The organism is Thaumasiovibrio subtropicus, from assembly GCF_019703835.1.
Taxonomy (GTDB): domain Bacteria; phylum Pseudomonadota; class Gammaproteobacteria; order Enterobacterales; family Vibrionaceae; genus Thaumasiovibrio; species Thaumasiovibrio subtropicus.
In genome coordinates this window covers 1,693,172-1,716,627 of record NZ_AP023054.1, presented here as the reverse complement: position 1 = coordinate 1,716,627, position 23,456 = coordinate 1,693,172, and the positions used below count along the sequence as shown (strand labels likewise).

Genomic DNA, 23,456 nt, shown 5'->3' with positions numbered 1-23,456 from the left:
TGTAATAGAGAGTTGATTCACAAATAGTAAATTCTATGGGGAAAATAAGAAGAAATCAGACATTAACCTAGTCTATCCATCTGTTTTATGCGGTTATTTTCATCAATAATGATGCGAAAACGACCATTAATTCCAGCATGAGTTAAATAAGGTCTGAATCGTGTTGCAGGTAATTGTAAGCGCAACCCCTGTTCACATTCAATTAACACGGTTTTTGCAACCCCATTGTAGTGCTGCATAAAGAGGTGGTAGGAAATCGATATTCGAAAAGTATAAGCTTTCATCTCGCCAGAAACCAAAAAAAGGATCAATGTTTTACCATTGATCCTTTTAACGTTTCTCTAATTACTGTTCAAGCGCTTTATTAATTTTCTCGAACAAATCTTTTGCTAGACCATCAAGCTTAGCCAGTTTTTCCAAGCCTGATCGCATCAAGCGTTGGCGTGCTTCATCATAGCGTTTGAACTTCAGCAATGGATCAATCAGGCGAGATGCAACCTGTGGATTAACACTGTTTAACTGCGTCAACATGTCGACCAAGAATTCATACCCTTCGCCAGAACGGGCATGGAATCGCAATGGATTCTGGCCACAGAAAGAACCAATCAGGTTCCGGCATCGGTTCGGATTTTTGATATTGAATGCAGGGTGTGACAATTGAGCCTTCACGACATCGAGTGCATTTTCTGCTGGGTTCTTTCCTTGTAACATGAACCACTTATCCATGACGAGACCATCATGTTGCCACTTGTCACTGAAGTCAGCCATCAAGGTTTCACGACAAGGCAGCTTACCGGTATTGGCCGCATCCAATGCCGCTATCGTATCTGTCATATTATTTGATGAACGATATTGTGCCTTCACTAACTCATCGCCCGCCTCTGTTAACGCCAAAAAGCGAAGACAGGTGTTACGCAACTTCCGCTTGTTGATTGACGTATGCTCTACATCATAGTCAGCTTGAAGCAATTGATGGTACTTTTCCGTCAATGGCTCGACCATTTCCGACGCAAGGGTTTGACGAATAAAGCCTAGCGCGTTCGCGATCGCGTCGACATCAGCAACATCATACCAACCAGCGACTTCAGATTCGGTTGGTAGCGTTAACATCTCGGCCACGAATGCCGGTTCTAATTCCGCGTTGGTAAGTACACCTTCAAACGCTGCAATCACGGCCAATGGCAGCTCAAAAATGTTTTCTTGTTGCGATAAAGTGACGTTGTGACGAATATGCTTGGCCAGCAACATCTGCCCTGCATCCCAGCGCGCGAAGTCATTAGTGGCATTGACCATCAAGAAGCTCAGCTCTTCATCGGTATAATCGTAGTGCAACTTCACCGGTGCTGAGAACTCGCGCAGCATGGAGATTACAGGTTTTTCTTCAATATTTTCAAAGACAAATGTCTGGGTTGCTTGCGTGACATTCAAGACATTATCAACCGAACCACCGTTAAGGATCAACGGTAATACACGCCCATCTGCACCATACAGTTCGATATCAAACGGAATATGTAGTGCCTGCTTCTCCGCTTGATCTAACGTTGGCTTCGTTTCTTGTGACACGGTCACAGAGAAAGTTTTGGCTGTTGCGTCGTAATCAGTTGCCACCGTTAACTCAGGCGTACCCGATTGGCTATACCATAAACGGAACTGCTTCAGATCTGCACCTGACGCCTCTTCCATTGCGACAACAAAATCTTCGCATGTCGCTGCTGTACCATCATGGCGATCAACATACAAACGCATACCGGCTTGAAACTTCTCTTCACCGAGCAAGGTATGTAGCATACGGATAACTTCACTGCCCTTTTCATACACGGTGAGCGTATAGAAGTTATTCATTTCAATCACTTTTTCAGGTCGGATTGGATGTGCCATAGGGCCAGCATCTTCTGCGAACTGCGGGCCTCGAACAATGCGAACATTGTTGATGCGATTGACTGCACGTGAGCCTAGATCCGAAGAGAACTCTTGGTCACGGAATACAGTAAGACCTTCTTTAAGGCTGAGTTGGAACCAATCTCGGCAGGTAATGCGGTTACCGGTCCAGTTATGGAAGTACTCATGGCCAATGACGGCTTCTATGCCGAGAAAATCTGCGTCCGTTGCTGTCTCTGGCTTAGCCAATACAAACTTAGAGTTAAAGACATTTAAGCCTTTGTTCTCCATCGCGCCCATATTGAAAAAGTCGACTGCAACAATCATATAAATATCAAGATCGTACTCTAGGCCAAAACGCTCTTCATCCCACTGCATTGAGCGCTTTAACGACAGCATGGCATGATGCGAACGATCTAAGTTGCCTTTATCGACATAGATTTCAAGGGCTACTTCGCGACCACTCTTGGTGGTAAAGGTATCTTCGAGAATATCAAAGTCACCGGCGACAAGGGCAAAGAGGTAGCTTGGTTTCGGGAACGGGTCGTGCCACTCTACCCAGTGACGGCCATTTTCTACTTCACCTGCTGCTACCCGGTTACCATTACTCAGTAGTGACGGGAATGACGTATCCGCGATCACTTTGGTTGTAAAAATGGCCAGATTGTCTGGACGGTCCAAGTAGAAGGTAATACGTCGGAAACCTTCTGCTTCACACTGGGTACAAAACGCGCCTTCAGAAAGATAAAGTCCTTCGAGTGACGAGTTTTCTTTCGGATTGATTTTGGTATCAACCGTCAACTCAAACTCCGCAGGGACTTGGTGGATCTCAATCCCACCTTCTGTTAACGCATAGTCGGTATGTGCGACACCGTTAACCGCTAAGGCAACTAAATCAAGATCCTCGCCTGCAAGCACTAACGTTGAAGCTTCACTATGAGACTGACGCACTACCTTGTTCACAGCACGAACATGGGTGTCAGTTTCTTGAAGATCAAACGTTAAATGCACATGAGTGATAGAGAAATCTGCAGGTTTATAATCTTTACGATACTTCGCGGTCGGTTTATCCGCCATAATCCTTTTCCTTGTAAACAGCGTTGTTACTTAAATCTTAACTCACAGCCAGCAATGCTCTGCATACTGTGATCAATTGTCAATTCAGCCTTCTTTATATACGTCATGTGTCACCTTTGACATCAGCGCTGCCTCAACAAAGGATAAAACGTACGGCTTAATGAAAAGAGGCCAACTATTATTCTGATTTAATCCCAATCTATAGTAATTCTCAACTACAAAAGCCAAAAAGCCCGGCAATTGCCGGGCGCTAGCTCAGATGTTGGACTTATTTTCTTTACAGCGACTTAGCTCACACTATTGGCGCTCGAACACCGCTTCCATACCAAACTGCTCGTTGCTCAATGTCAGTGTATCGGAAGCCAAACTATAGCGGCTATCATGCTGACCATCTTCATAGATCAATACCAAATGATCATCTTCGATGAAGTAAATACCACGATGCTCGATAAAACGGCCGCTGCCATCTTGCGTGCTAAACGAAAACAAAAAATCGGGTCTTAGATTAATCGCCATTTTTACTTCGCCAATCACATCCACGCCATCAACGGACGAACTCACCCACTCTCCGGGGAGGTTTTCTGGAGCGAGTTTTGTAAATCTCGCACCATCCAATAAAAACTGATTGTAACTCAACTGATAATCGTGCGTTTGAGTTGGGTGCCCTTCAGCAGTAAGAGACAGGTTATCCTCATCGATATCGTAGAGACCGTTCCACCCGTCAATTTCTCCATCAACTCTCAGCAACCGTATCGCATAAGTGTAATCTGAAACAAATTTAACATGCATAGCACGATACTGTTTGCCCTGGCTTTCTATCCCATCTTCCGATGGACTAAACCAGTACCAATCACCCAGTAAAAGCGGATAATCAAACTCCGTTAGGTCATCTGCTTTTGCGACGAATGCCGACATCAACAGCATAAATCCAGCAATCAATCGAAATACCATATGCACCCCACCTTTAGTCTTCACCTTTTAACCTTAGTGGCTAGCCGTGAATTCCTCTAGGGTATTAATAAAAATATTGATATTTCGTTATGCGAATTTTCCATGCGATTTTTGGAGACAAGGATCACGAAAACAGTGATTTATTACATACAAAACGAATAACAGGCAGCAAGAGATGAGCATAAAAAAAGACAACTTTCACTAAAAAAGTTGTCACAGTATACGCAAGCTAAGAAGTAAAAGGGGCACAAATGCCCCTTTTGATTCTATGAGATATTTAGCATATCCAAAGTGATTTTTGCTGCCTCATTCAGATACACGTCAGGGGCTTCATAGTCCTTTGGTACATCCTCCAAAGATTCAAATGGTGCTTCACCTAATGATTTCTGACGAATGTTTAATCGCTCTAATCGCGCTTTATCTTCGCTGGCCTCTTCGTCCCGACGCGTTTGATAGTTCAAAGAGATCGAATTGCGATCTTTTTCAGCTTGGTAACGCGCAATGTCGTCTAGGATAAAGCCAAACTCCATATCACCTTTAACACGAGATTCATGCTGCTTTGTCAACGACGCGACTTGCTTGGTCTTGTCTTTCACCTGCTTGAACTGAGCCGGTTTAATACTGTCCCAAGGCAAGGCATTGTCTTCAACACTTTCGCCAGTTTCACTCGGGTCTACCGCAGAAGGAAACGCAATATCCGGAACCACACCGAGGTGTTGTGTACTGCCACCGTTGATACGATAAAACTTCTGAATCGTATATTGCACGTGACCCAACGCGTTATCAAACAGATCATAGATATGGTTTAAAGAGCGATGCTGTTGTACGGTCCCTTTACCGAAAGACTGTTCACCAACAACAACAGCGCGACCATAGTCTTGCAATGCTGCCGCAAAAATTTCAGACGCCGATGCGCTGTAACGGTTAATCAATATTGTCATCGGGCCATCGTAGTAAATATGCTGATCGGAATCGCCATTCACTTTAACGCGTCCATAACTGTCACGTACCTGAACAACTGGACCGCCCTTGATAAATAGCCCCGTCAAAGCAGTTGCTTCAGACAAGGCGCCACCCCCGTTATCACGCAGGTCGATCACGATACCGTCTACGTTTTGCTCATTCAGCTTGGCGAGCTGAACTTTGGTGTCTTCACTCAAGCCGACATAGAAGCTCGGGATCTCAATCACCCCTACACTCAAATCACCAAACTCGAGCACCTCAGATTTCACCGCTCTATCTTCTAGGCGAATCTTATCTCGTACAATTGTGACAGAGTAACTTTTTGCGTTAGGGCCTTCTGGCAAGATTTCCAGTCGGACTTTTGTCCCTTTCGGGCCTTTGATCAGTTGTACAACATCATCCAAGCGCCAACCGATCACATCTACGACATCGCCTTTCTCTTGGCCGACACCTATGATGCGATCACCCGGTGCAAGTTGCTTTGAGTTTGAGGCTGGCCCACCAGCCACCAGCGAACGAATCACCGTGTAGTCATCCTCCGTTTGCAACACCGCACCAATTCCCTCAAGCGAGAGATTCATTTCGGATTGAAACTGTTCAGCGTTACGGGGTGACAAATAGCTAGTGTGAGGGTCGACTTCACGGGCAAACGCGTTCATGTAAATCTGAAAAACATCTTCGTTTTTCGTTTGTACAAGACGTTTGATCGCATTGTTATAGCGTTTGGATAGGGTTTCTTGAATTTCTTCCCACTCTTTGCCAGCTAACTTAAGATTCAGTGCATCATATTTGACACGACTATACCAAAGAGCATCGAGCTCTTTATTGTCTTTCGGCCAAGGCAACTCACTTCGGTCAATGATGAACTCTTCATCATTGTCAAACTTCATTGGCTCATCGAGCACAGTCAATGCATATTGATAACGCTCAAAGCGACGTAACAATACTCGATTAAAAATTTCATAAGCCGCCTCTGACTTGCCTGATTTGAGCTGATCATCAAACTCTGACGCCCATTTATCAAACTCGTTGATATCGGATTGCGTTAAGAAATTCTTATTGTAATCAAGCATTTCTAGATAGCGGTTAAAGATACCTTCCGAGAAATCATCATCTAAGGTGAACTGCTTGTAATGGGATCGTGTGAAGCGTGATGTGACACGTTTACTGGCCGTTGAATGCTGCTTTTCAGCTTGCAGGGCGGGAATGTCTTCAACAGTGTATTTTGCCTCTAGGGCTTGCGCTGTTGCCGCTAGCATCATGCCAGCAGCAACAAGAGAAAAGCGGAATCGACAATTCATGCGTCGAGGTATCTCCTTTACGAACGCAGGTTCTCCGCTTTCACAGCCATGGTCAAGCCATTGGCTAAACGGACGCGAACCCCGTCCTTACTGATTTCAACAATGGACGCTGGCATGTTGCCGCTACCCATATTTATGTTTACTTGTTTACCAACTTGAATCTCGTCAGCATTTAGTTGACGCGTTTCAACCGCTGGCTTTTCATTTAGCTTAGTCGTTTTTTTCTTATTGTTTCTAGGTTTAGCAGATTTTGCACGTACTTTTTGTTCTTTTTTGTCAGCATTTGATGACTTTTTAGCTTTTTCTGCCTGCTCTTTACGACGCTCACGCGCTCGAGCCTTACTATCTTCAAGTGCTTTCTTCGCGTGCTCTACATGCTCTTGCTCAAGCTCTTCACCTTCTTGACCGTCCAGATCAACACGTTTTGCACCCGGTTTCACACCGTGAAGGTAACGCCAAGATGAAGTGTACTGACGCAGCGCTGCACGTAGTTGTGTTTTACTTACTTTAGGATCGTCAGTAAGACGCTCTGCTAGGTCTTGGAAGATGCCAATTTTAAGAGGTTTAGCTTCGCCTTCCAGCGTAAAACATTTAGGGAAACGTTCAGCAATATATGCGATAACTTCTTTGCTGTTCGTTAGCTTTTCAGTGTTTTCCATGAACTTTCTCAACAGGTGCAAACTTAAGCGTTTGCAGGTTATACAATAAAATTAAAGTTGCCCGCTATTATAGTGTGCTCTAAACGAAAAACCACCTTTGTCGGCGGCGTTAGAGATGTTTTTGCACAGATTCTACAAAGGCGCGCAATCCTTCTTCATCTTCTTCATCAAATCGACCAATGATTGGGCTATCGATATCCAACACCCCCACACATTGCCCCTTGACAAATAAAGGTAAAACGATTTCTGAGTTACTCGCGGCATCACAGGCAATATGCCCTTCAAAGGCATGCACATCGACAACACGCTGTACCTCACCTGTCGCGACGGCAGTGCCACAAACGCCGCGACCCACGGGAATATGCGTGCAAGCTGGTTTACCTTGAAAAGGGCCAAGTACCAATTGGTCTCCATCCATTAAATAGAAACCAACCCAGTTAATTTTCTCTAATTCAAGATTTAGCAACGCGCTAAGGTTAGATAGGTTTGAAATGCGGTTATCAACCCCTTCCATCAAGGCCACCGCTTGTTGGGTCACACGATGGTAAAACTTTTGCTTGTCTGTCATTTACTTCTCATATTTATTGCTTGATGCCTTCACTCGGCTTCCAACGTTGGGAAGTCAGCGATTGTGCACGCACGGCAAGCATCAACGTTTCTGGACCTGAGTATATATCACTTACCGCCCACCAAATTCAATCAGCAGCAATAAATATCAGCGCCATCAACATACTGATGTAACACTGTTAATCCATCTAAAACCGCTAAATTATTGGCTAACATCATAAGAATAGTTGCAGGAATAGCAACAATTCCGCTTTTTTTGTAACACTGACAGTGCAAAAGCTTTTATACTAGCGGCAGATAAGGTCTCAAATTCAGGATGTTATGCGAGAGTAGCATCAAGCGCGACAGACCCAAAGGGAATGCAACCTCACCGTGTCGACAACTCACTCACACATCACATTTTGTCCTGGCTGTGGACTGGCACTTAACCTTGATCAACCAGGTCATGGTGAAAGTTGTTTCTGTCCTCGCTGCCAAACGCGTTTGGTCAAGGGGAAAATGCTCCGCTTCAATACAGAAATAGCGCTTTCGCTCGCTTGTTTGACACTGTTTGTCCCTGTCCTGTTCATGCCCTTACTTACTATCACGCTGTTTGGCGTGAAAATACCCGCTACACTGCCAGATGGTGCCCTTCAATTAATGTTGAATGGTTTTCCTTTTGTTGGCGCACTATCCATGTTTTGTGGCGTCGTCGCGCCAGTACTTTATGTCATCACTGTGCTGCTCACCCATCTAGGTCTGGCAATGAAAGTAAAGCGGTTATTTGCCTCTGGGGTCAGAACGCTCGCATTTTTAAAGCACTGGGTAATGATTGATGTGTATCTAATCAGTCTTGCTATCTCTTGTTTCAAAGTAAGGGATTATGCTGATATTGAGTTTGGTATCGCGCTATACGCACTCATAGCCTGCCAAATTTTATTGATCATCTTACTTAGCCGAACCAGTATTCATCGCTATTGGGAACAGTGGCAAAGCGTACCCAAGTTCACCGTTCTTCTTCCCGAGACGCTTATCCAGTGCCATCACTGCCTCGCAGTGCAGTCGCAAGGTAAGTCACACTGTCACCGGTGCAATCAGACGCTTTCTCATCGACAACCACAAAGCCTGCAGCGCACTTGGGCCTATTTAATCGCCGCCACCGTTTTTCTGTTGCCCGCTAATTATTACCCCATATCCATACTCATAACGAACGGGTCGCGACTGGAAGATACTATCTTTTCGGGCGTCCTTTCTTTAATTAACAGTGACATGATACTGATCGCTATTATTATCTTTACCGCCAGTATTTTGGTGCCGGTAGCGAAAATCGCCATTCTCGCCTTCTTACTTGTTTCTATTCATAAGCAATCGAAACAGGGTTACAAAAAGCGCATGGCGTTACACCGTATCGTTCAATGGATCGGTAAATGGTCCATTATGGACCTGTTTGTCATCTCAATTATGATGACTCTACTCGACCGAGGCCAAATTCTCGACTTTACCCCTGGCATTGGGGCGATAGCGTTCGGTATCGTGGTGGTGCTCACCATGCTCGCTGCTGAAAGCTTGGATTCGCGTTTACTTTGGGACAACTATGACAACGAACAACCTACCTAACGCAGAAATAAAAAAAGACCGCTCTATCTCCCCGTTGTGGATACTACCGCTGTTATCGCTCGCGTTAGCTGCTTGGCTGGTTTATGGTGCTATCAATGAAGCGGGTACTCGGATTATGATTCAGTTCGATACCGCGCAAGGACTGGTACCTGGACGCACGCCTATTCGATATAAAGGTCTAGAGATCGGCATGGTCAGAAAGGTCGAGCTTGCCGATAACCTCTCGGGTATCACGGTATTTGCCGATATCTATCCCAAAGCTCAAAATACCCTCAGCCAAGATACGGAGTTTTGGCTTGTCAGCCCACAAGCATCTCTAGAGGGTATCAGTGGGCTAGACGCACTCGTTGCCGGCAACTACATCGCGATTATGCCGGGTGAAAGCCGCGAATCTGCCACCGAATTCGTTGCGTTGAAAAGTGCCCCTGTCGATGCCAGTCACATTGATGGTTTACCCATCTCACTGACCAGCCCAACCCTCAATGGTCTCTCGGTTGGCTCTAAGATCTATTATCGTCGTATCCCAGTGGGAGAAGTGACCAACTATGCATTGAGTAGTGATAGTCAGAGTGTTCAAGTCAATGCCGTGATTCGCGCTCCCTATGAATCCTTAGTCAAAACATCTTCACGTTTCTGGAATATCAGTGGGCTACAAACACAGATAGGCTTTGATGGCGTGGATATTCAAATGGAAGGCTTATCTACCTTGATTCTTGGTGGTATCGCTTTCGATTCCCCTCTCGATGGCGAGCTAGCCGAAGAGAACCGTCATTTCCGGCTCTATGACAGCATCAATATGGCAGGTAGAGGCACTGAAATTCAAATCATCTTGCCCGAAGACAATCAAATGAGTCAACGCGGTAGCGCTATCGTATATAAAGGCCTTTCTATTGGTGAAGTCACCCAGATATCGTTAGATGATAATCAAGAACAGATTATCGCAACAGGCCTGATCGAGCCCGCATTTCATCACTTGTTAACCCAAAATAGCCGCTTCTCTATCGAGCAAGCGTCCATCAGCTTAAGCGGTGTCAAAAATCTTGGAAACTTAATCACTGGCAATTATCTGCGACTCATTCCTGCTGACGGCGAGCCAAGTCAGATGTTTACCGCGACAACGGAAAGCAGCTACTTTATCAATGACAGTAACAACACCCGTGTCACGCTGTTTTCGGAAGCCTCATTCGGTATGTCTCCAGGCGTCACCGTTCGTCATCGCGGGATTGATGTTGGGCAGATTGCCGAGGTGCGCCTCGAGGACGAGCGCGTTCGCACCGAACTGGTGATAGATCATAAATATGCTCACCTGATCAAAAGTGATAACCGGTTTTACGTCGATAGCGGCTTCCAAGCGGAGTTGAGTACGGAAGGTGTCACCGTCGACATCTTACCATTCAAGCGACTGGTAAGAGAGTCCCTCTCGTTTACGAGTGACGGTAACACCACGCCAGCCAAGCAATATCCACTTTATCAAAGCAAACAGGCCGCACGAATTGCGTCTGGGAACGCCGAAGGACACAAACGTTTTACGCTGATTCATGAGAAAAAGCCCGGCATTGAAATCGGCAGTGCGGTGCTCTACAAAGACATCAAAGTGGGTAAAGTCGCTGAATACCAGCTCAAGGGCGACTTTGTAGTGATCGGCATAGATATTAGTAACAACTTTACCTACCTAGTAAATAAACACACCGTCTTCTGGAACTACTCTGGTATCAGCGTTGATGCGGGCTTAACGGGCTTTAGCATCGAGACAGGCCCCTTATCAACCATGGTCAATGGCGGCATCGCCTTTCATGAGCAAGCTGGCATTGATAATAAGCTGAAGGGTCACTTTCGACTCTTTGACAATGAACGCGCCGCCTCTCGCACTGGCACCATTATTACCTTACGTGCCGATGATGCGGGCGCGATCTCCAAAACGACGCCTATTCGATACCGAGGTGTGACTGTTGGCCAAGTACGCCAAACCATCCCTGATTTTGAGCAACAAGATGTGATTGTTGAAGCCAACATCTACCCGGAGTATGTTCATACAATTACCCAGTCAGACAGTTATTTCTGGGTGGTAAAACCCAAGCTTAGCTTAACTCAATCTGAAAACCTCGAGTCTCTGCTCACAACTTACATTGCCGTAGACCCGGGCTCAACACGTCAAAAAGCAACCAAATTCGCGTTATTCACCGAACCTAAGGGCAGTCAAGGGATGCAGCTTACCCTTCAGTCGCCAATGAGCTATGACCTCACAGAAGGTGCACCTGTCTTGTTCCGTCAAATGCAAGTAGGCGAAGTCAATACTGTCTCACTCGGTGAGTTAGCGGATCGCGTGGACGTGCGTATTACGATATACAGCCCCTATCGGCATCTTGTCAGAAAAAATACCGTATTTTGGAATCAATCTGGGGTCGAGTTTAATTTAGGCTTTACGGGAGCGTCCGTTGAAGCTGGCACTTTGGACTCTATTTTAAAGGGAGGGATCTCGTTTGCTACGCCGCCCGCCCCTCTCCAAGCAAGAGCGAGCAGTAATACGCCGTTTCTTCTTCACGCTTCACCACTCCCTGAATGGAAAAACTGGCGTACCGCCATTCCTCGCTAAACTGCCTGTGTCAATCCTAACGCCATCGTGCCCCGCTCGATGGCGTTTTTTATTTTACTTGTGCTAAACTCGCGCCATTCTTTCCCGCCGAGTCTTAACTGTGCACAACAATATCTATATTCCTGCTGACTACATCGAAACGCTCCAATCTACATTGCCTGAGGGAGTCGCGTTAGAAGAGGTACTCGAAGCCTGCAAACGCCCGCTACGAAAGAGCCTTCGCGTGAATACACTCAAAACATCAGTAGACGCCTTCCTCGAGCGGGCAGCAGAAAAAGACTGGCATCTCATCCCTATTCCTTGGTGTAAAGAAGGGTTTTGGTTTGAGGGCGACGAGTCAACAACGCCCTTAGGGAATAGTGCAGAGCATCTGGCAGGTTGGTTCTACATTCAAGAAGCAAGTTCAATGTTACCTGTTAATGCACTACTCGCGAATAACCCTAACCTTGACGCTGTGCTTGATATGGCATCAGCGCCGGGCTCGAAAACCACGCAACTGGCGAGTGCGATGCAACAGCAAGGCATCCTAGTTGCCAATGAATATGCCGCCAGTCGATTAAAGGTCCTCGCCGCTAACGTGCAGCGTTGTGGCATTGCCAACGTTGCGTTAACGCACTTCGATGCGAAAATTTTCGGCGAATGGCTACCTGAAACGTTCGACTCAATCTTGCTTGATGCGCCTTGCTCTGGTGAAGGAGCAATGAGGAAAGATGAAGCGGCCATGAAGAACTGGAGCGTCGCGTCAACGCTAGAGATAGCGGAGATCCAAAAAGGCTTGATTGAAAGTGCATTCTTTGCCCTTAAACCCGGCGGTACCCTTGTCTATTCAACGTGTACGCTGAATCACCATGAAAACCAATCGGTTTGCCAACACCTTTGCGATACATTTGGTGACGCTGTCACCATTGAATCGCTGAGTGATTTATTTGACGGCGCGTCCCAAACAGCCACGCCTGAGGGATATCTTCATGTCTATCCCCATATCTATGATACAGAAGGCTTTTTCGTTGCTAGATTCAAGAAGAACCATGCCGTCGACCTACCTAAAACCAAGTCCAAAAAAGGTAAGTTCCCATTCTCGCGCATTGAAGTGAAGCAGGCCGATGCGATAACGTCACAGCTCAGCAAAGACCTCGGTATTACGCTACCCGATCAGTTCTCGCTATGGCAGAGAGATAAAGAAGTGTGGATGTTTCCCGACGCGATAACCCCTATCATTACCCAAGTTCGTTACCAACGTATTGGGGTGAAACTCGCTGAGAGCCACAAGAAAGGCGTGCGTTGGCAGCATGAAGGCATCATGGCGCTTGCCTCGTTAACGGATAAAGAAACCATTTATCTCAATGCGGAAGATGCTCAAGCGTGGTTCATGGGCAGAGACATCCGCCCCGATGGACTCTCAGGAACAGGCGAAGTCATCGTGAGCTATAAGTCGATGCATATTGGCCTTGGTAAATGGGTGGGGAACCGAATTAAAAATGGGTTACCTCGCGATCAGGTACGCGATACAAACCTATTTAAAGATTGACCCCTTGTTGCCTTATCAGCGCGAAGTGAAAAAAGAACTATTGCGACTTTTATCATTAATGGCAATTTGTCATCTTTGCACTATAGTTAGAATTATTAAGCAATCACAATTAGCGCAAGGCTCTTAGGAGCCATTCCCCTAAGCCCGAGACAGGAGTCGTTTCGGGCTATTTTTTTGCTCACAATTTCCATTCCCAAGCATCAGCGATAGGCCCGCGTGATACACCGCCCTCAGTGATAAATCATTCAAATAATTCGAACAACTTGCACACCTTCTTTCGCTTTTCGGTACGGAAAAACTTCGATATGCTTACTCTCAGTCACCAAGGAGTTAACCATGACCAATGTATTAGTATTAAAAAGTAGTATCTTAGGACCACATTCTTCATCAGCAAAACTGATCGAGCATTGGGTGGAACAACAAGGTAATAACATCTCATTGATTGAACGTGATCTTGTCGCAAATCCACTACCGCTCTTAGACGCAAATGTCCTCGCTGCGTTTAGTGGCAAAGCGCTTAGTGAAGAGCAAGAACAGCTACTGGCATTGAGTGATCAGCTCATTACAGAGATAAAAGTCAGCGATCTGTTGGTCATTGGTGCGCCTATGTATAACTTCAGTGTCCCAACGCAACTAAAACTCTGGGTTGATCTTATTGCACGCGCTGGTGTCACATTCCAGTACACTGAAAACGGCCCACAAGGTTTATTGAAGGGCAAAAAAGCCAAAGTTATCACGACTCGCGGTGGCCTTCACCAAGACAAAGAAACAGACAACCTGGTCCCCTACTTGAAGACTGTACTTGGGTTTGTTGGCATAGAAGAGGTGGAATTCATTTATGCGGAAGGACTCAGCATGGGAGAAGACATTGCCAATGAACATCTCTCCCAAGCTAAAGCAGCGCTAACAGGAAGCTAATTCAGCTTACTTAGGAATATTAAACTGGCGCTCGTTGCTGCAAGTAAAGGTATAGTAGCTCTTACGGTCATGGAAGACTTTAAAGCCCTGCCCTGTACAATAAGCGCCATTCAACTCATGCATCATCTCTAATGTCTTTTCATCTTTTACCAAGAAGAAGCTGTCATCTTCACAGATGATACGAATTTTACCGTCGTCGCTGTGAGAGTAGGCTTTTACATTCGCAGCGCAGAGTTGATAACTGACATCTAAATATTCATCAGCGCGCTGATCTACACTTTTTGCACATCCCACTAACGCTAGACACACTGCTAGCAATCCAAATCGATACACGTGCATATCTCCTTAATATTCGACGATTGTCATTAGCCTATAACAAATAGACAATTGATCAACCATTTAGCCCGTTAATCTTTGTAAGATCTTGCTGTATTTTCTACAACAAAATCAGAACACGTCTAAAAATCCCACTGCAGGTAAAGTGTATTGTAGTTACTACCACCTTTGATACGGCCAAACTGCGAGGCACTTTCAAAAATTGCCGAGCGATGATGCATACTGTAACCAAACCAAACGTGATCCCAGCTCGGCTTGTTAAACACATCACCCACATTCACATCAAGTGACAAATCAATGTAGTTAAGCAACTTACTCGGCTTATACCCTTTTTCGTCCATCTCTTTCTGTTCAACTTGGGTGATCTTGTTGACGTAAGACAGACCTTCCCCGACACCCAAGCGCCATCGAACAGGCCACGTGAATGTTTTGTACGCTTTAATGGAAAGCACATATTCAAGGCCTGTCGCTTGCTCATCGTTCTTGTGATGCCAAGCTAAGCCAGGGCTAAAATAGAGATCCAATGGATAGCCAAACAGATTGTCAGCGATTGGATGCCCATAGAAAAGGGAGCTCATACGGTTATCATCAGGATCACTTTCCCAATTTCCAGCTAAGATATCGCCCATATTTGAAGGGGTTGCAAAGCCGTAAGACGCACGCCAGTACGACTTCATATCCAAGGCTTTGCCACGCTCTGCTGGGTTATTGAAAATACCGAACCCTAAGAATACTTCAGATTGAAAATCGCTATCGATAATCGAGCTATTTTGCACTGAACTATCCAAATAAGTGAGCTGTGCACCACCAAGCAGGTAGAGGTTTGAATAGACATGATAGCGAACATCAACACCAGCCGTTACATCAAAGCCACTCGACAGACTATCTCCGATACCGCCAAAATAGTGCTCAGAAAATTTACGTGTTTTATGGCGAAGGCCGATGTTAGGCATAATTTGCCAGTCGCCGGTATAAATATCACCTTGCAGGGTCAAGTTACTGTGCATACGTGAGTGAAGATCCCACATCGCCTCTAAATTGACATGCCATTGCTCTGATAAGCCGTAACGCAATTGCACACCTGCATCCGCTGTGTCTCCACCCGCCGCATTTTGCAGGCTTTTAGGCAAGTCAATAAAACGCATTCTTAACAGCGCGTTGAGTTCAACACTGTCATCTTTCCAAGCCGTAATGTGGCCTTCAGTGCCATTGATTTCTAACCAATCATTACGGTAGAACACCATAGGGATAAAGCTAGTCACATAGCTATCTGCCGTATCAAACGGGATAGAGGCGACCCGAAATCCCGCCGCGACACCCCACTCTTCATGAGATTCAACAGTAACTTCTTCAACCTGATCAGTGGTGTTTGCCAGAACGGGTGCGCTTCCTAGCGCGAGCAGTGATGCGAGTATGAAACGAGATGACACAGTAGAACGCCCAATTGATGTAACAGAAAACAAAACGAGCTGCAGTCTAGCATGAGTCGCATTCAATCTGTAAACCGAATCACAAAACTGCGATCGCCTATGTAAGTCATTATGTATAGGATTTCATTACAAATGCATGCTCTTTTTATCACTGTCAGAATGACGAATCCGGCGCTTATCGCTAAGCCCCACTTTTGCTAGTCAATATGACTACTCAAGCGTGTTGATAATTCAGGATTTGCAAATCAAATTCGGGGACGTTAAGAACAAAAAAGGCGCCATCGGCGCCCTAATCTGATCAGTGAATGAATTAACCTTCTAGCTGATCTTGCTGTTTTTTCATCTCAACGAGGTCATGACGTTTGAACTCTTTGATGGCTTTGCTGATCTCACGGCGCTCTTTTGAAAGCTCTGCGCTAATAATGATGTGATCATCTACGCGATCTTCGTAGTCACCCTTCATATTCTCAATAATCACTTGTACATCTTCAACAGACATTGTTGGTTTGATGTACTCCAATAGGTTCTCAAGAAGCTCAACACGCTTACGGTTGTCGCGGATTTTACGATCGTTATCCAAGATTTCGCGCTTCAGTTTATTCTTACGACGCGTTTTTCTCACGAAATCCAGTAAATTGTTCATAGTTTGTTCCTTCGGTAAACCTTTGATAAGAATTACTTCGTTTATATCAAAAAATCGCTCAGATTCACATCCTAGCTATCAATAAGTTTTCACTGACGGCGTCCAGTAAACCGAAAGTTAATGACACTTCGATGATATGCTTCAGTAGTCGCCTAATATTGCATCAATATTCGATAATACAATTCAGATTAGTCATTCATTGCTGAACAATCGAAAAACACAACATAACCCAAAAATTGCACCTAGCCCACCATCGCAATTGACAATTTAGAAATTAAGAATACGAAGCTCACAAACCAGTCATTATCTCTAACCAAGGCAACTAAAAGTCAAAACGACAGTTTGATTAGTTAATTTTTAACACATATAAAGTTTAAACAACTAAAGTATCAGAAAAACAACCACAGCAGACTTGTTACAAAGGTATAAGTAGCATTAACTCTTTACTATTCAGAGGGATAAAAGCTTGATTTAGACGTGAGTCAACGCATTCTAAACGAGAAAATCCTGTAAGAAGTTGTATGCGTGGGGGCTTTTTCACAATTTCTATCACGCTTTCAAGAAATTATGTTGCCTATCTTGATTTCACCACCTAATATGCCCTATGTAGCTCGATGCTGAGCTAGATTGTTACAATATGCAAAGTTTTCTGTTTACAGTACCTCTTGCTAGAGCTAGAACCTGAAGAATCTTTTCTATTGTCCACTCTGCGACGCATTCGGTTAAAGCGTTGGCGTAGCACATCGCGTGATTTGTAGATTTGTAATTCAGGAGACAACATGTCTAAAGCAACAGGCACCGTTAAATGGTTTAACGAAGAAAAAGGATTTGGTTTCATCACTCAGGACAATGGCGAAGGCGACGTTTTTGTTCACTTCCGTGCAATCTCTGGTGACGGATTCAAAACCCTAGCTGAAGGCCAAAAGGTTGCCTTTGATAAAGAGCAAGGTCAAAAAGGCCTTCAAGCTGCGAACGTAGAAAAGATCTAATTCTACTGACATCCAGTTTTCAGAAAGGAGCCCTCGGGCTCCTTTTTTTGTTGCCATGCCGTTTGGCTGTTCACAACATCGTCATTCCTTAAAACAAACCCTCGCAAAGCGGTAAATAGTTGTCGTCCTCTCGGAACAGAACCCGTTACAATAAGCAGATACTCTTTTGCGATAGATTTCAAAGGTCACTTGGTTATAGGCTAGATATTGCGTGAATCGCGAGTCACCCTACCATAAGCCAAGTATCACCTGGTAAGATTATGAATGATACTCAACAAGCCACCTTTTATTGGTTAGATTACGAAACGTTTGGCACCGATCCCGCTAGAGATAGAGCCTGTCAATTCGCTGGTGTACGTACAGACATGGATTTCAACATTATCGGCGATCCTCTTGTCATTTATTGCCAGCCAACAGATGACTACCTCCCCGCTCCAGAAGCTTGCTTAATAACCGGGATCACGCCGCAGTTAGCAAAAGCAAAAGGGCTAAGCGAACCAGAATTTATTCGCGCTATTCATGATGAAATCAGCAAACCGAATACCTGTGTTGTGGGTTACAATAATATCCGCTTTGATGATGAAGTGACACGCCATCTGCTTTATCGCAATTTCTATGACCCCTACGCTTGGGCTTGGCAAAACCGAAACTCTCGCTGGGACTTGCTCGATGTACTGCGCACCTGTTTTGCATTAAGACCAGAAGGCATTGAGTGGCCGATTGACGACAATACTGGCCAAGTCAGTTTCAAGTTAGAAAACCTCTCAGTGGCAAACGGTATTGAACACGAGAATGCCCATGACGCCATGGCCGATGTCATCGCCACGATTGAGATGGCGAAACGCGTAAAACACGCACAACCCAAGCTTTTTAACTTCCTTTTTGAACTGCGGAACAAGAAAAAAGTTCAAGCACTCCTCGACCCGGTCAATATGACGCCCGTCGTACACATTTCAGGCATGCTAGGCAATGAGTGCAGTAACACCAGCTGGATGGTGCCTATCGCTTGGCACCCAACAAACAATAACGCTGTGATCACAGTGAATCTCGCCAAAGATCTCTCACCACTCTTTGACCTTGATGCGGATGACTTGAGAACTCGCCTTTATACAAAGCATAGCGATCTTTGTGAAGGCGAACTGCCCGTTCCGCTCAAACTCATTCATGTGAACAAATGTCCTGTGGTTGCTCCAGCGAAAACCCTGACGGCGGAAGACGCCGCCCGCATCGGTATTGACCGACAATACTGCCTTGACAACTTACAGCGATTAAAAAACAGTCCAAGCATTCGTGAAAAAATCCTGAAACTCTATGCCGATGAGCCTGAATTTAAGAGTAGTAAGCCACCATCGCCCGACGCCACGCTCTATGATGGCTTTTTCTCATCGTCAGATAAGTCAACGCTCGATATCATTCGCCAAACTGCGCCTGAAAAACTTATCGATATGCCACTCAACGTCGAAGATTTGCGGATCGCGCCACTCATCTTTCAGTACCGAGCGCGTCATTATCCAATGACACTCGATGAGCACGAACAAAAGCGCTGGGCATTACATCGCAGAGAGTTATTTGAAGCTCAACTCCCACAGTATATGCTCAATCTCGAGAACTTAGCGCTGGAGCACGAACACGATACCTCTAAAATGAAAATTCTAGAGCAAGTCTATCGATACGTTGAGAGCATAGCGTCTTAACCTTCTGTTATTAAAAATAATTATTTGCAATCACAGCGTCAACCTTCGCAGGTTGGCGTTTTTTCCTGCTGCATTCCTTCACCACACCTATACTAAAGGGAGCGGTGTTGTCATGACTTGAAGGCAGTAGATATGACCATTTCCACACTTAATAAATGTTATCAATTCAGCGGCGTACGCTTTGAGTTCGATGCCATGCAGTTGGTATGGGACAATGGCGTTGTCACGCCGCTCACGCGACAAGAAGCACATTTACTCGACATTCTGTGTTACAACGGCGGTGAAGTGATTTCCTACAGCATTCTAACGAATACGCTTTTGGCGATTCATATCGAGGGGAAAATCATTCCAATTTCCGCGCTTATCGCGCGTATCAATGCAAAGCTAGGCCAATTTGGTGACCTCCAAATCCACCACATCGAAGATTTTGGTTACCGGATTTCCCCGTCAGACCGCCACACAAGTAACCCCGCGCCAAAGATCTCTGCCACAAAAGAAAGCACGCTACCCGCGGTGACAAACCCACTAGATAGCAAGTTACGTCGCTCACGACGAGGGCCTAAATCATCGAAAATAGTCATGGCGTTTATTCTATTGCTGATTATTTAACCAATCGTATATTCATATCTGGAGACACTTCGCAAAACGCAGTTTCAATGTAACATGTAATCGGATACATCATTAAAGAGTGATCGTGATCACTTAATGGCGTATTAAAACGCCTTAAACTGCACTCACTCAATAAAGGATGTCTGACATGAATGCAGAATTTTTAACAGCGCTACACAAATTACCTGACAGCATACAGGTGTTTTTCGAACAGGAATTTCCGAAAAACAGCTTCAAAGCCAGCTTTACTGCAGAGCAATGGCTACGACTTCAATCCGTATCTGAATTAGATGACACACAGCTTAAGCTCTCGCTTTTACCGCTCGCGGCAAGCTACTCTGTTGCGCCACTCTCCAACTTCTACGTCGGCGCAATTGTCGAAGCACTCAGTGGCAACATCTATTTTGGTGCAAACATGGAGTTTCATAATGTCGGCATCGCCAATACCGTTCACGCAGAGCAGTCGGCTATCACGCACGCATGGTCTCGTGGCGAAAAAGGCATTCGTAACGTCACCATAAATTACAGCCCTTGCGGCCACTGTCGCCAATTCATGAACGAGCTATCAAACGCTGAAACCTTGGTTGTTCAACTGCCCGATCACAAGCCACAAACATTGCATCAGTTTTTACCTGATAGTTTTGGACCAAAGGATCTCGACCAACCTGAGGGACTTATGGATGCTTCAACTCTAAAGGTGAACTACAACAGCGGTTCAGCATTAATTCGCCAAGCTGTAGAGTCGGCAGCGAAGTCTTACGCACCCTACACCCATAGTCACTCAGGTGTGGCATTGAAAGTGACAAGCGGCGATATTTTCCACGGCATGTATGCGGAAAACGCAGCATTCAACCCTAGCCTGCCCGCAATTCAAGTCGCGCTCATTCAGTTAAACATGGCGGGTGAAAAGATCACCAACATTCAGGAAGCTTGTCTGGCTGAAGTGAAAGGCAGCACCATCTCCTATCTTGCCGAATGCCAAGCACTCCTCGAGCAAATCAATCCGGACATCAGTTTTGAGTATGTTGTCGTCACGGCAGAGGTTTCAAGAAAGACTCAAGGTGCCTGCGCTTAAATTCGTTCACTCAAGATAACGACTGAGAAACGAAACTGTAAAAGATTAGGCTGCATACTGCAGCCTATTTCGTTTTTTCTCGTTAAAAATTGACCCTAAATCCTAACTTTGCCTCCCAATCAATTGCCATGCTGTCCAAATATAAGCTGGGAGAGAGATCAACATAAAATGTCATTGGTGCAGATGTCATGCTCGCACCAATGCCTGGTGCTAAGGCAATTTCATCATGGCGTCGATCAACATAATGTCCTCCCACAAACAGGTACATCGGGGTATTACTTACCGGAAACAGTTTATTGACCCCAAAGCCAAACTGCTCATCTAAACTTACGTTCACACGTAAAGAGTCAAACTTAGCCTCTACTCCCCAATAAGGTTGTCCAACAAATATACCGACCCCTGTGCTCGCAGTTGCTATATTCGTCCATAACAACAAATGGCAAAGCGCTGCTCTGAATAACATCTTTCTCATTAAATTAACAACTCACTTATAGATAGGAAAAATAATGGCTGCTTCTTTATAAACTGAACAATAATTTCTTTCGGCATCACCTTCGTTTATACCGCATTGAAAACTTGTTTTTTCTCAGCCCTTATTGGAAAACGCCGACGGTAACAGAGCCACATTAGAACGTCTTCCCCTATAGGAGAACGATGACAAACATCTGACAATATTGATGACTTAGTCATCACGATGTTAATGGCTGAAATAATTTACTACCACCAAGGCGCAAACGTTTGCCTTCTGCTGGTTATTCGGTATTATCGCCACACTATTTTCTCTATTCAGAAGGTATCCCGTTATGTTTGGAACGGCACTCACTCCTAATGCAACACGCGTATTACTTTTAGGCTCAGGTGAGCTAGGTAAAGAAGTCGCTATCGAATGCCAGCGACTCGGCCTGGAAGTTATTGCAGTTGATCGCTATGAAAATGCACCTGCCATGCACGTAGCACATCGTAGCTACGCCATAAACATGCTAGACGGTGATGCGTTACAAGCCATCATCGATAGAGAGAAGCCGCACTACATCGTGCCTGAAATTGAAGCAATCGCGACGGATAAACTGGTTGAACTAGAACAACAAGGCCTGAATGTTGTACCGACCGCCAACGCAACTAAGTTAACCATGAACCGTGAAGGTATTCGCCGCTTAGCCGCAGAAACGCTTGAGATCCCGACTTCACCTTATGAATTCGCGAGCGAGTTTGAACACTTCAAGCAAGCGATTACACGCGTTGGTATGCCTTGTGTCGTCAAACCAATCATGAGCTCGTCCGGTAAAGGCCAAAGTGTTATTCGAACCGAAGCCGATATTGAGTCAGCATGGCAATATGCGCAAGAAGGTGGCCGAGCAGGTGCCGGACGGGTCATTGTTGAAGGCTTCGTCGACTTCGATTATGAGATTACATTATTAACAGTACGTGCAGTGGATGGCGTACACTTTTGCGCACCTATCGGACACCGTCAAGAAGGGGGTGACTACCGCGAGTCATGGCAACCGCAAGCAATGACAGACAGTGCATTGAAGGCCGCTGAAGCGATGGCTGAGAAAGTCGTGAATGCCCTTGGTGGGTATGGTCTGTTCGGTGTAGAGCTGTTTATTAAAGGTGATGAGGTTATTTTCAGTGAAGTCTCTCCACGCCCTCATGATACAGGCATGGTCACGATGATCTCGCAAGACCAATCTGAGTTTGCACTTCACGTAAGAGCATTTACGGGGCAGCCTATCGGTGGTATTTGCCAACTTGGCGCATCGGCATCCGCTGTCGTGCTTGGCAACGGCACATCCAATGCGATCCAATTTAGCGGTCTAGAGAACGCATTGGCAATGCCGTTGACGCAAGTACGCTTGTTTGGAAAGCCAGATATCAATGGAGAGCGCCGCCTCGGTGTGGCACTGACTCGTCGTCAGGATTGTGAGACAGCAATTAATGATGCTGTTACCGCCGCTAATGCAATCAAAGTTCACTACTAGCGAAAAACCACGTGCATAGTAAAAAGGAGCCTATTGCTCCTTTTTTTGTATCAACCAAACGCGCTCATCAAACCTGTCTTCATCATCCGTGACAAAGGTCTCTAAGCACTGGCAATCATGCTCAGAAAACAGCTGAACAATGTCTTCATCACTAATAAAGAACGGCGGCCCTTCACGCTGAGGCTCACAGCCAACTTTGGGGACGATGTTAATCAACAACAAACGCCCACCAGCCACTAACATAGACATCAGATGATCGACATACCTTTGGCGTTGTTCAGGCGCTAAGGCAATCAACCCAGCCCTATCATAGGCCAGTTCAAACGGTGCATCGTTTCGAAACATAAAGAAATCGGTCTGATGAATCGTCAATTCATCAAGCGAGTAGATACGATGACGGGGTGATAACTGGGTCATCGTAGGAATAAGCATCTGCTCAGAAAAGAACGCATTAACAGCAATATCACTGAGTTCAACGCCCACGACTTGCTGATGCCTTGCGCATAGCCAATCGATATCCAATGACTTGCCGCAAAGTGGGATAATGACACGTTCATCGGAACTGGGTGTTAAGTGAGGCCAATACTTTATCAATAAAGGGTGAACAGCTTGTTGGTGGAATCCAATCCGATTCTCTGCCCAACGTGCATGCCAAAATTCATGATCCAAC

Annotated in this window: 20 protein-coding genes; 9 read left to right on the top strand and 11 right to left on the bottom strand. The window is 45.5% G+C overall.

From position 1 onward, the window contains the following. Positions 1 to 62 precede the first annotated feature (62 nt). From TSUB_RS07700 to TSUB_RS07675, 6 genes are all read right to left on the bottom strand, one after another. Positions 63 to 284 carry a DUF2835 family protein gene (locus TSUB_RS07700; RefSeq protein WP_087017843.1) on the bottom strand — a complete coding sequence of 74 codons (222 nt, stop codon included), beginning with the start codon at positions 282 to 284 and terminating at the stop codon, positions 63 to 65. A 61-nt stretch (positions 285 to 345) separates the two neighbouring features. Then, positions 346 to 2,955 (bottom strand): aminopeptidase N, encoded by a 2,610-nt coding sequence (gene pepN / locus TSUB_RS07695; protein WP_087017698.1) that lies wholly within the window; start codon positions 2,953 to 2,955, stop codon positions 346 to 348. 297 nt (positions 2,956 to 3,252) lie between these two features. Continuing rightward, positions 3,253 to 3,906, bottom strand: coding sequence for a lipocalin family protein (locus TSUB_RS07690; protein ID WP_087017700.1), 654 nt, complete (start codon positions 3,904 to 3,906; stop codon positions 3,253 to 3,255). Between the two features lie 266 nt (positions 3,907 to 4,172). After that, complete coding sequence (gene prc / locus TSUB_RS07685; RefSeq protein WP_087017702.1) at positions 4,173 to 6,170, bottom strand: carboxy terminal-processing peptidase; 1,998 nt, start codon at positions 6,168 to 6,170, stop codon at positions 4,173 to 4,175. 17 nt (positions 6,171 to 6,187) lie between these two features. Continuing rightward, a complete protein-coding gene (gene proQ, locus TSUB_RS07680) occupies positions 6,188 to 6,829 on the bottom strand; it encodes an RNA chaperone ProQ (protein ID WP_087017704.1) in 642 nt (213 codons plus the stop codon). 109 nt (positions 6,830 to 6,938) lie between these two features. Continuing rightward, positions 6,939 to 7,397, bottom strand: a complete 459-nt coding sequence (locus TSUB_RS07675) for a GAF domain-containing protein (RefSeq protein WP_087017706.1) — start codon at positions 7,395 to 7,397, stop codon at positions 6,939 to 6,941. A gap of 371 nt (positions 7,398 to 7,768) precedes the next feature. On the opposite strand from TSUB_RS07675, the gene TSUB_RS07670 reads away from it, so the two are divergent. The 4 genes from TSUB_RS07670 to TSUB_RS07655 all read left to right on the top strand — a co-directional run bounded on the left by TSUB_RS07670 (position 7,769) and on the right by TSUB_RS07655 (position 14,031). After that, positions 7,769 to 8,992, top strand: coding sequence for a paraquat-inducible protein A (locus TSUB_RS07670; protein ID WP_087017708.1), 1,224 nt, complete (start codon positions 7,769 to 7,771; stop codon positions 8,990 to 8,992). Beyond that, on the top strand, positions 8,970 to 11,585 hold the full coding sequence (locus TSUB_RS07665) for a PqiB family protein (RefSeq protein WP_087017710.1): 2,616 nt from the start codon (positions 8,970 to 8,972) through the stop codon (positions 11,583 to 11,585). The genes TSUB_RS07670 and TSUB_RS07665 overlap by 23 nt, the downstream gene beginning before the upstream one ends. Positions 11,586 to 11,685: 100 nt before the next feature. After that, the gene (gene rsmF, locus TSUB_RS07660; protein ID WP_087017712.1) at positions 11,686 to 13,113 is read left to right on the top strand and encodes a 16S rRNA (cytosine(1407)-C(5))-methyltransferase RsmF; all 1,428 of its coding nucleotides are present in this window, start codon (positions 11,686 to 11,688) and stop codon (positions 13,111 to 13,113) included. Positions 13,114 to 13,449: 336 nt separating this feature from the next. Further along, positions 13,450 to 14,031 (top strand): FMN-dependent NADH-azoreductase, encoded by a 582-nt coding sequence (locus TSUB_RS07655; RefSeq protein ID WP_087017714.1) that lies wholly within the window; start codon positions 13,450 to 13,452, stop codon positions 14,029 to 14,031. Positions 14,032 to 14,037: 6 nt separating this feature from the next. On the opposite strand, the gene TSUB_RS07650 is transcribed toward TSUB_RS07655, so the two are convergent. The 3 genes from TSUB_RS07650 to TSUB_RS07640 form a co-directional block, all read right to left on the bottom strand. Next, positions 14,038 to 14,364 (bottom strand): hypothetical protein, encoded by a 327-nt coding sequence (locus TSUB_RS07650; protein WP_246616419.1) that lies wholly within the window; start codon positions 14,362 to 14,364, stop codon positions 14,038 to 14,040. A gap of 125 nt (positions 14,365 to 14,489) precedes the next feature. After that, positions 14,490 to 15,797: a MipA/OmpV family protein gene (locus TSUB_RS07645; protein ID WP_246616418.1), complete on the bottom strand. Its 1,308-nt coding sequence runs from the start codon at positions 15,795 to 15,797 to the stop codon at positions 14,490 to 14,492. Positions 15,798 to 16,107: 310 nt separating this feature from the next. Beyond that, on the bottom strand, positions 16,108 to 16,440 hold the full coding sequence (locus TSUB_RS07640) for a DUF496 family protein (RefSeq protein WP_087017718.1): 333 nt from the start codon (positions 16,438 to 16,440) through the stop codon (positions 16,108 to 16,110). A gap of 779 nt (positions 16,441 to 17,219) precedes the next feature. Here TSUB_RS07640 and TSUB_RS07635 point away from each other — a divergent pair. The 4 genes from TSUB_RS07635 (at position 17,220) to cdd (ending at position 20,807) form a co-directional block, all read left to right on the top strand. Next, positions 17,220 to 17,429, top strand: a complete 210-nt coding sequence (locus tag TSUB_RS07635) for a cold-shock protein (RefSeq protein ID WP_087017719.1) — start codon at positions 17,220 to 17,222, stop codon at positions 17,427 to 17,429. 260 nt (positions 17,430 to 17,689) lie between these two features. After that, entirely contained in the window at positions 17,690 to 19,123 is a 1,434-nt protein-coding gene (gene sbcB / locus TSUB_RS07630; RefSeq protein ID WP_087017721.1) for an exodeoxyribonuclease I, read from the top strand. A 132-nt stretch (positions 19,124 to 19,255) separates the two neighbouring features. Then, a complete protein-coding gene (locus TSUB_RS07625) occupies positions 19,256 to 19,732 on the top strand; it encodes a helix-turn-helix domain-containing protein (RefSeq protein ID WP_087017723.1) in 477 nt (158 codons plus the stop codon). A 148-nt stretch (positions 19,733 to 19,880) separates the two neighbouring features. After that, positions 19,881 to 20,807 carry a cytidine deaminase gene (gene cdd, locus TSUB_RS07620; RefSeq protein ID WP_087017725.1) on the top strand — a complete coding sequence of 309 codons (927 nt, stop codon included), beginning with the start codon at positions 19,881 to 19,883 and terminating at the stop codon, positions 20,805 to 20,807. Between the two features lie 82 nt (positions 20,808 to 20,889). Here the strand turns inward: cdd and TSUB_RS07615 are convergent, their stop codons facing one another. Further along, positions 20,890 to 21,279 (bottom strand): hypothetical protein, encoded by a 390-nt coding sequence (locus tag TSUB_RS07615; protein ID WP_087017727.1) that lies wholly within the window; start codon positions 21,277 to 21,279, stop codon positions 20,890 to 20,892. Positions 21,280 to 21,610: 331 nt separating this feature from the next. On the opposite strand from TSUB_RS07615, the gene purT reads away from it, so the two are divergent. Then, positions 21,611 to 22,786, top strand: coding sequence for a formate-dependent phosphoribosylglycinamide formyltransferase (purT, locus tag TSUB_RS07610; RefSeq protein WP_087017729.1), 1,176 nt, complete (start codon positions 21,611 to 21,613; stop codon positions 22,784 to 22,786). A 30-nt stretch (positions 22,787 to 22,816) separates the two neighbouring features. Here the strand turns inward: purT and TSUB_RS07605 are convergent, their stop codons facing one another. Further along, positions 22,817 to 23,455, bottom strand: coding sequence for a class I SAM-dependent methyltransferase (locus TSUB_RS07605; protein WP_087017731.1), 639 nt, complete (start codon positions 23,453 to 23,455; stop codon positions 22,817 to 22,819). Position 23,456 lies beyond the last annotated feature (1 nt).

What these genes read in the sequence shown, in the direction of transcription:
- TSUB_RS07625 (WP_087017723.1), top strand. Translation starts at nt 19,256, where the DNA reads ATGACCATTTCCACACTTAATAAATGTTATCAATTCAGCGGCGTACGC.
- proQ (WP_087017704.1), bottom strand. Translation starts at nt 6,829, where the DNA reads ATGGAAAACACTGAAAAGCTAACGAACAGCAAAGAAGTTATCGCATAT.
- TSUB_RS07675 (WP_087017706.1), bottom strand. Translation starts at nt 7,397, where the DNA reads ATGACAGACAAGCAAAAGTTTTACCATCGTGTGACCCAACAAGCGGTG.
- TSUB_RS07635 (WP_087017719.1), top strand. Translation starts at nt 17,220, where the DNA reads ATGTCTAAAGCAACAGGCACCGTTAAATGGTTTAACGAAGAAAAAGGA.
- TSUB_RS07655 (WP_087017714.1), top strand. Translation starts at nt 13,450, where the DNA reads ATGACCAATGTATTAGTATTAAAAAGTAGTATCTTAGGACCACATTCT.
- TSUB_RS07700 (WP_087017843.1), bottom strand. Translation starts at nt 284, where the DNA reads ATGAAAGCTTATACTTTTCGAATATCGATTTCCTACCACCTCTTTATG.
- cdd (WP_087017725.1), top strand. Translation starts at nt 19,881, where the DNA reads ATGAATGCAGAATTTTTAACAGCGCTACACAAATTACCTGACAGCATA.
- TSUB_RS07640 (WP_087017718.1), bottom strand. Translation starts at nt 16,440, where the DNA reads ATGAACAATTTACTGGATTTCGTGAGAAAAACGCGTCGTAAGAATAAA.
- TSUB_RS07690 (WP_087017700.1), bottom strand. Translation starts at nt 3,906, where the DNA reads ATGGTATTTCGATTGATTGCTGGATTTATGCTGTTGATGTCGGCATTC.
- prc (WP_087017702.1), bottom strand. Translation starts at nt 6,170, where the DNA reads ATGAATTGTCGATTCCGCTTTTCTCTTGTTGCTGCTGGCATGATGCTA.
- TSUB_RS07665 (WP_087017710.1), top strand. Translation starts at nt 8,970, where the DNA reads ATGACAACGAACAACCTACCTAACGCAGAAATAAAAAAAGACCGCTCT.
- purT (WP_087017729.1), top strand. Translation starts at nt 21,611, where the DNA reads ATGTTTGGAACGGCACTCACTCCTAATGCAACACGCGTATTACTTTTA.
- pepN (WP_087017698.1), bottom strand. Translation starts at nt 2,955, where the DNA reads ATGGCGGATAAACCGACCGCGAAGTATCGTAAAGATTATAAACCTGCA.
- TSUB_RS07615 (WP_087017727.1), bottom strand. Translation starts at nt 21,279, where the DNA reads ATGAGAAAGATGTTATTCAGAGCAGCGCTTTGCCATTTGTTGTTATGG.
- sbcB (WP_087017721.1), top strand. Translation starts at nt 17,690, where the DNA reads ATGAATGATACTCAACAAGCCACCTTTTATTGGTTAGATTACGAAACG.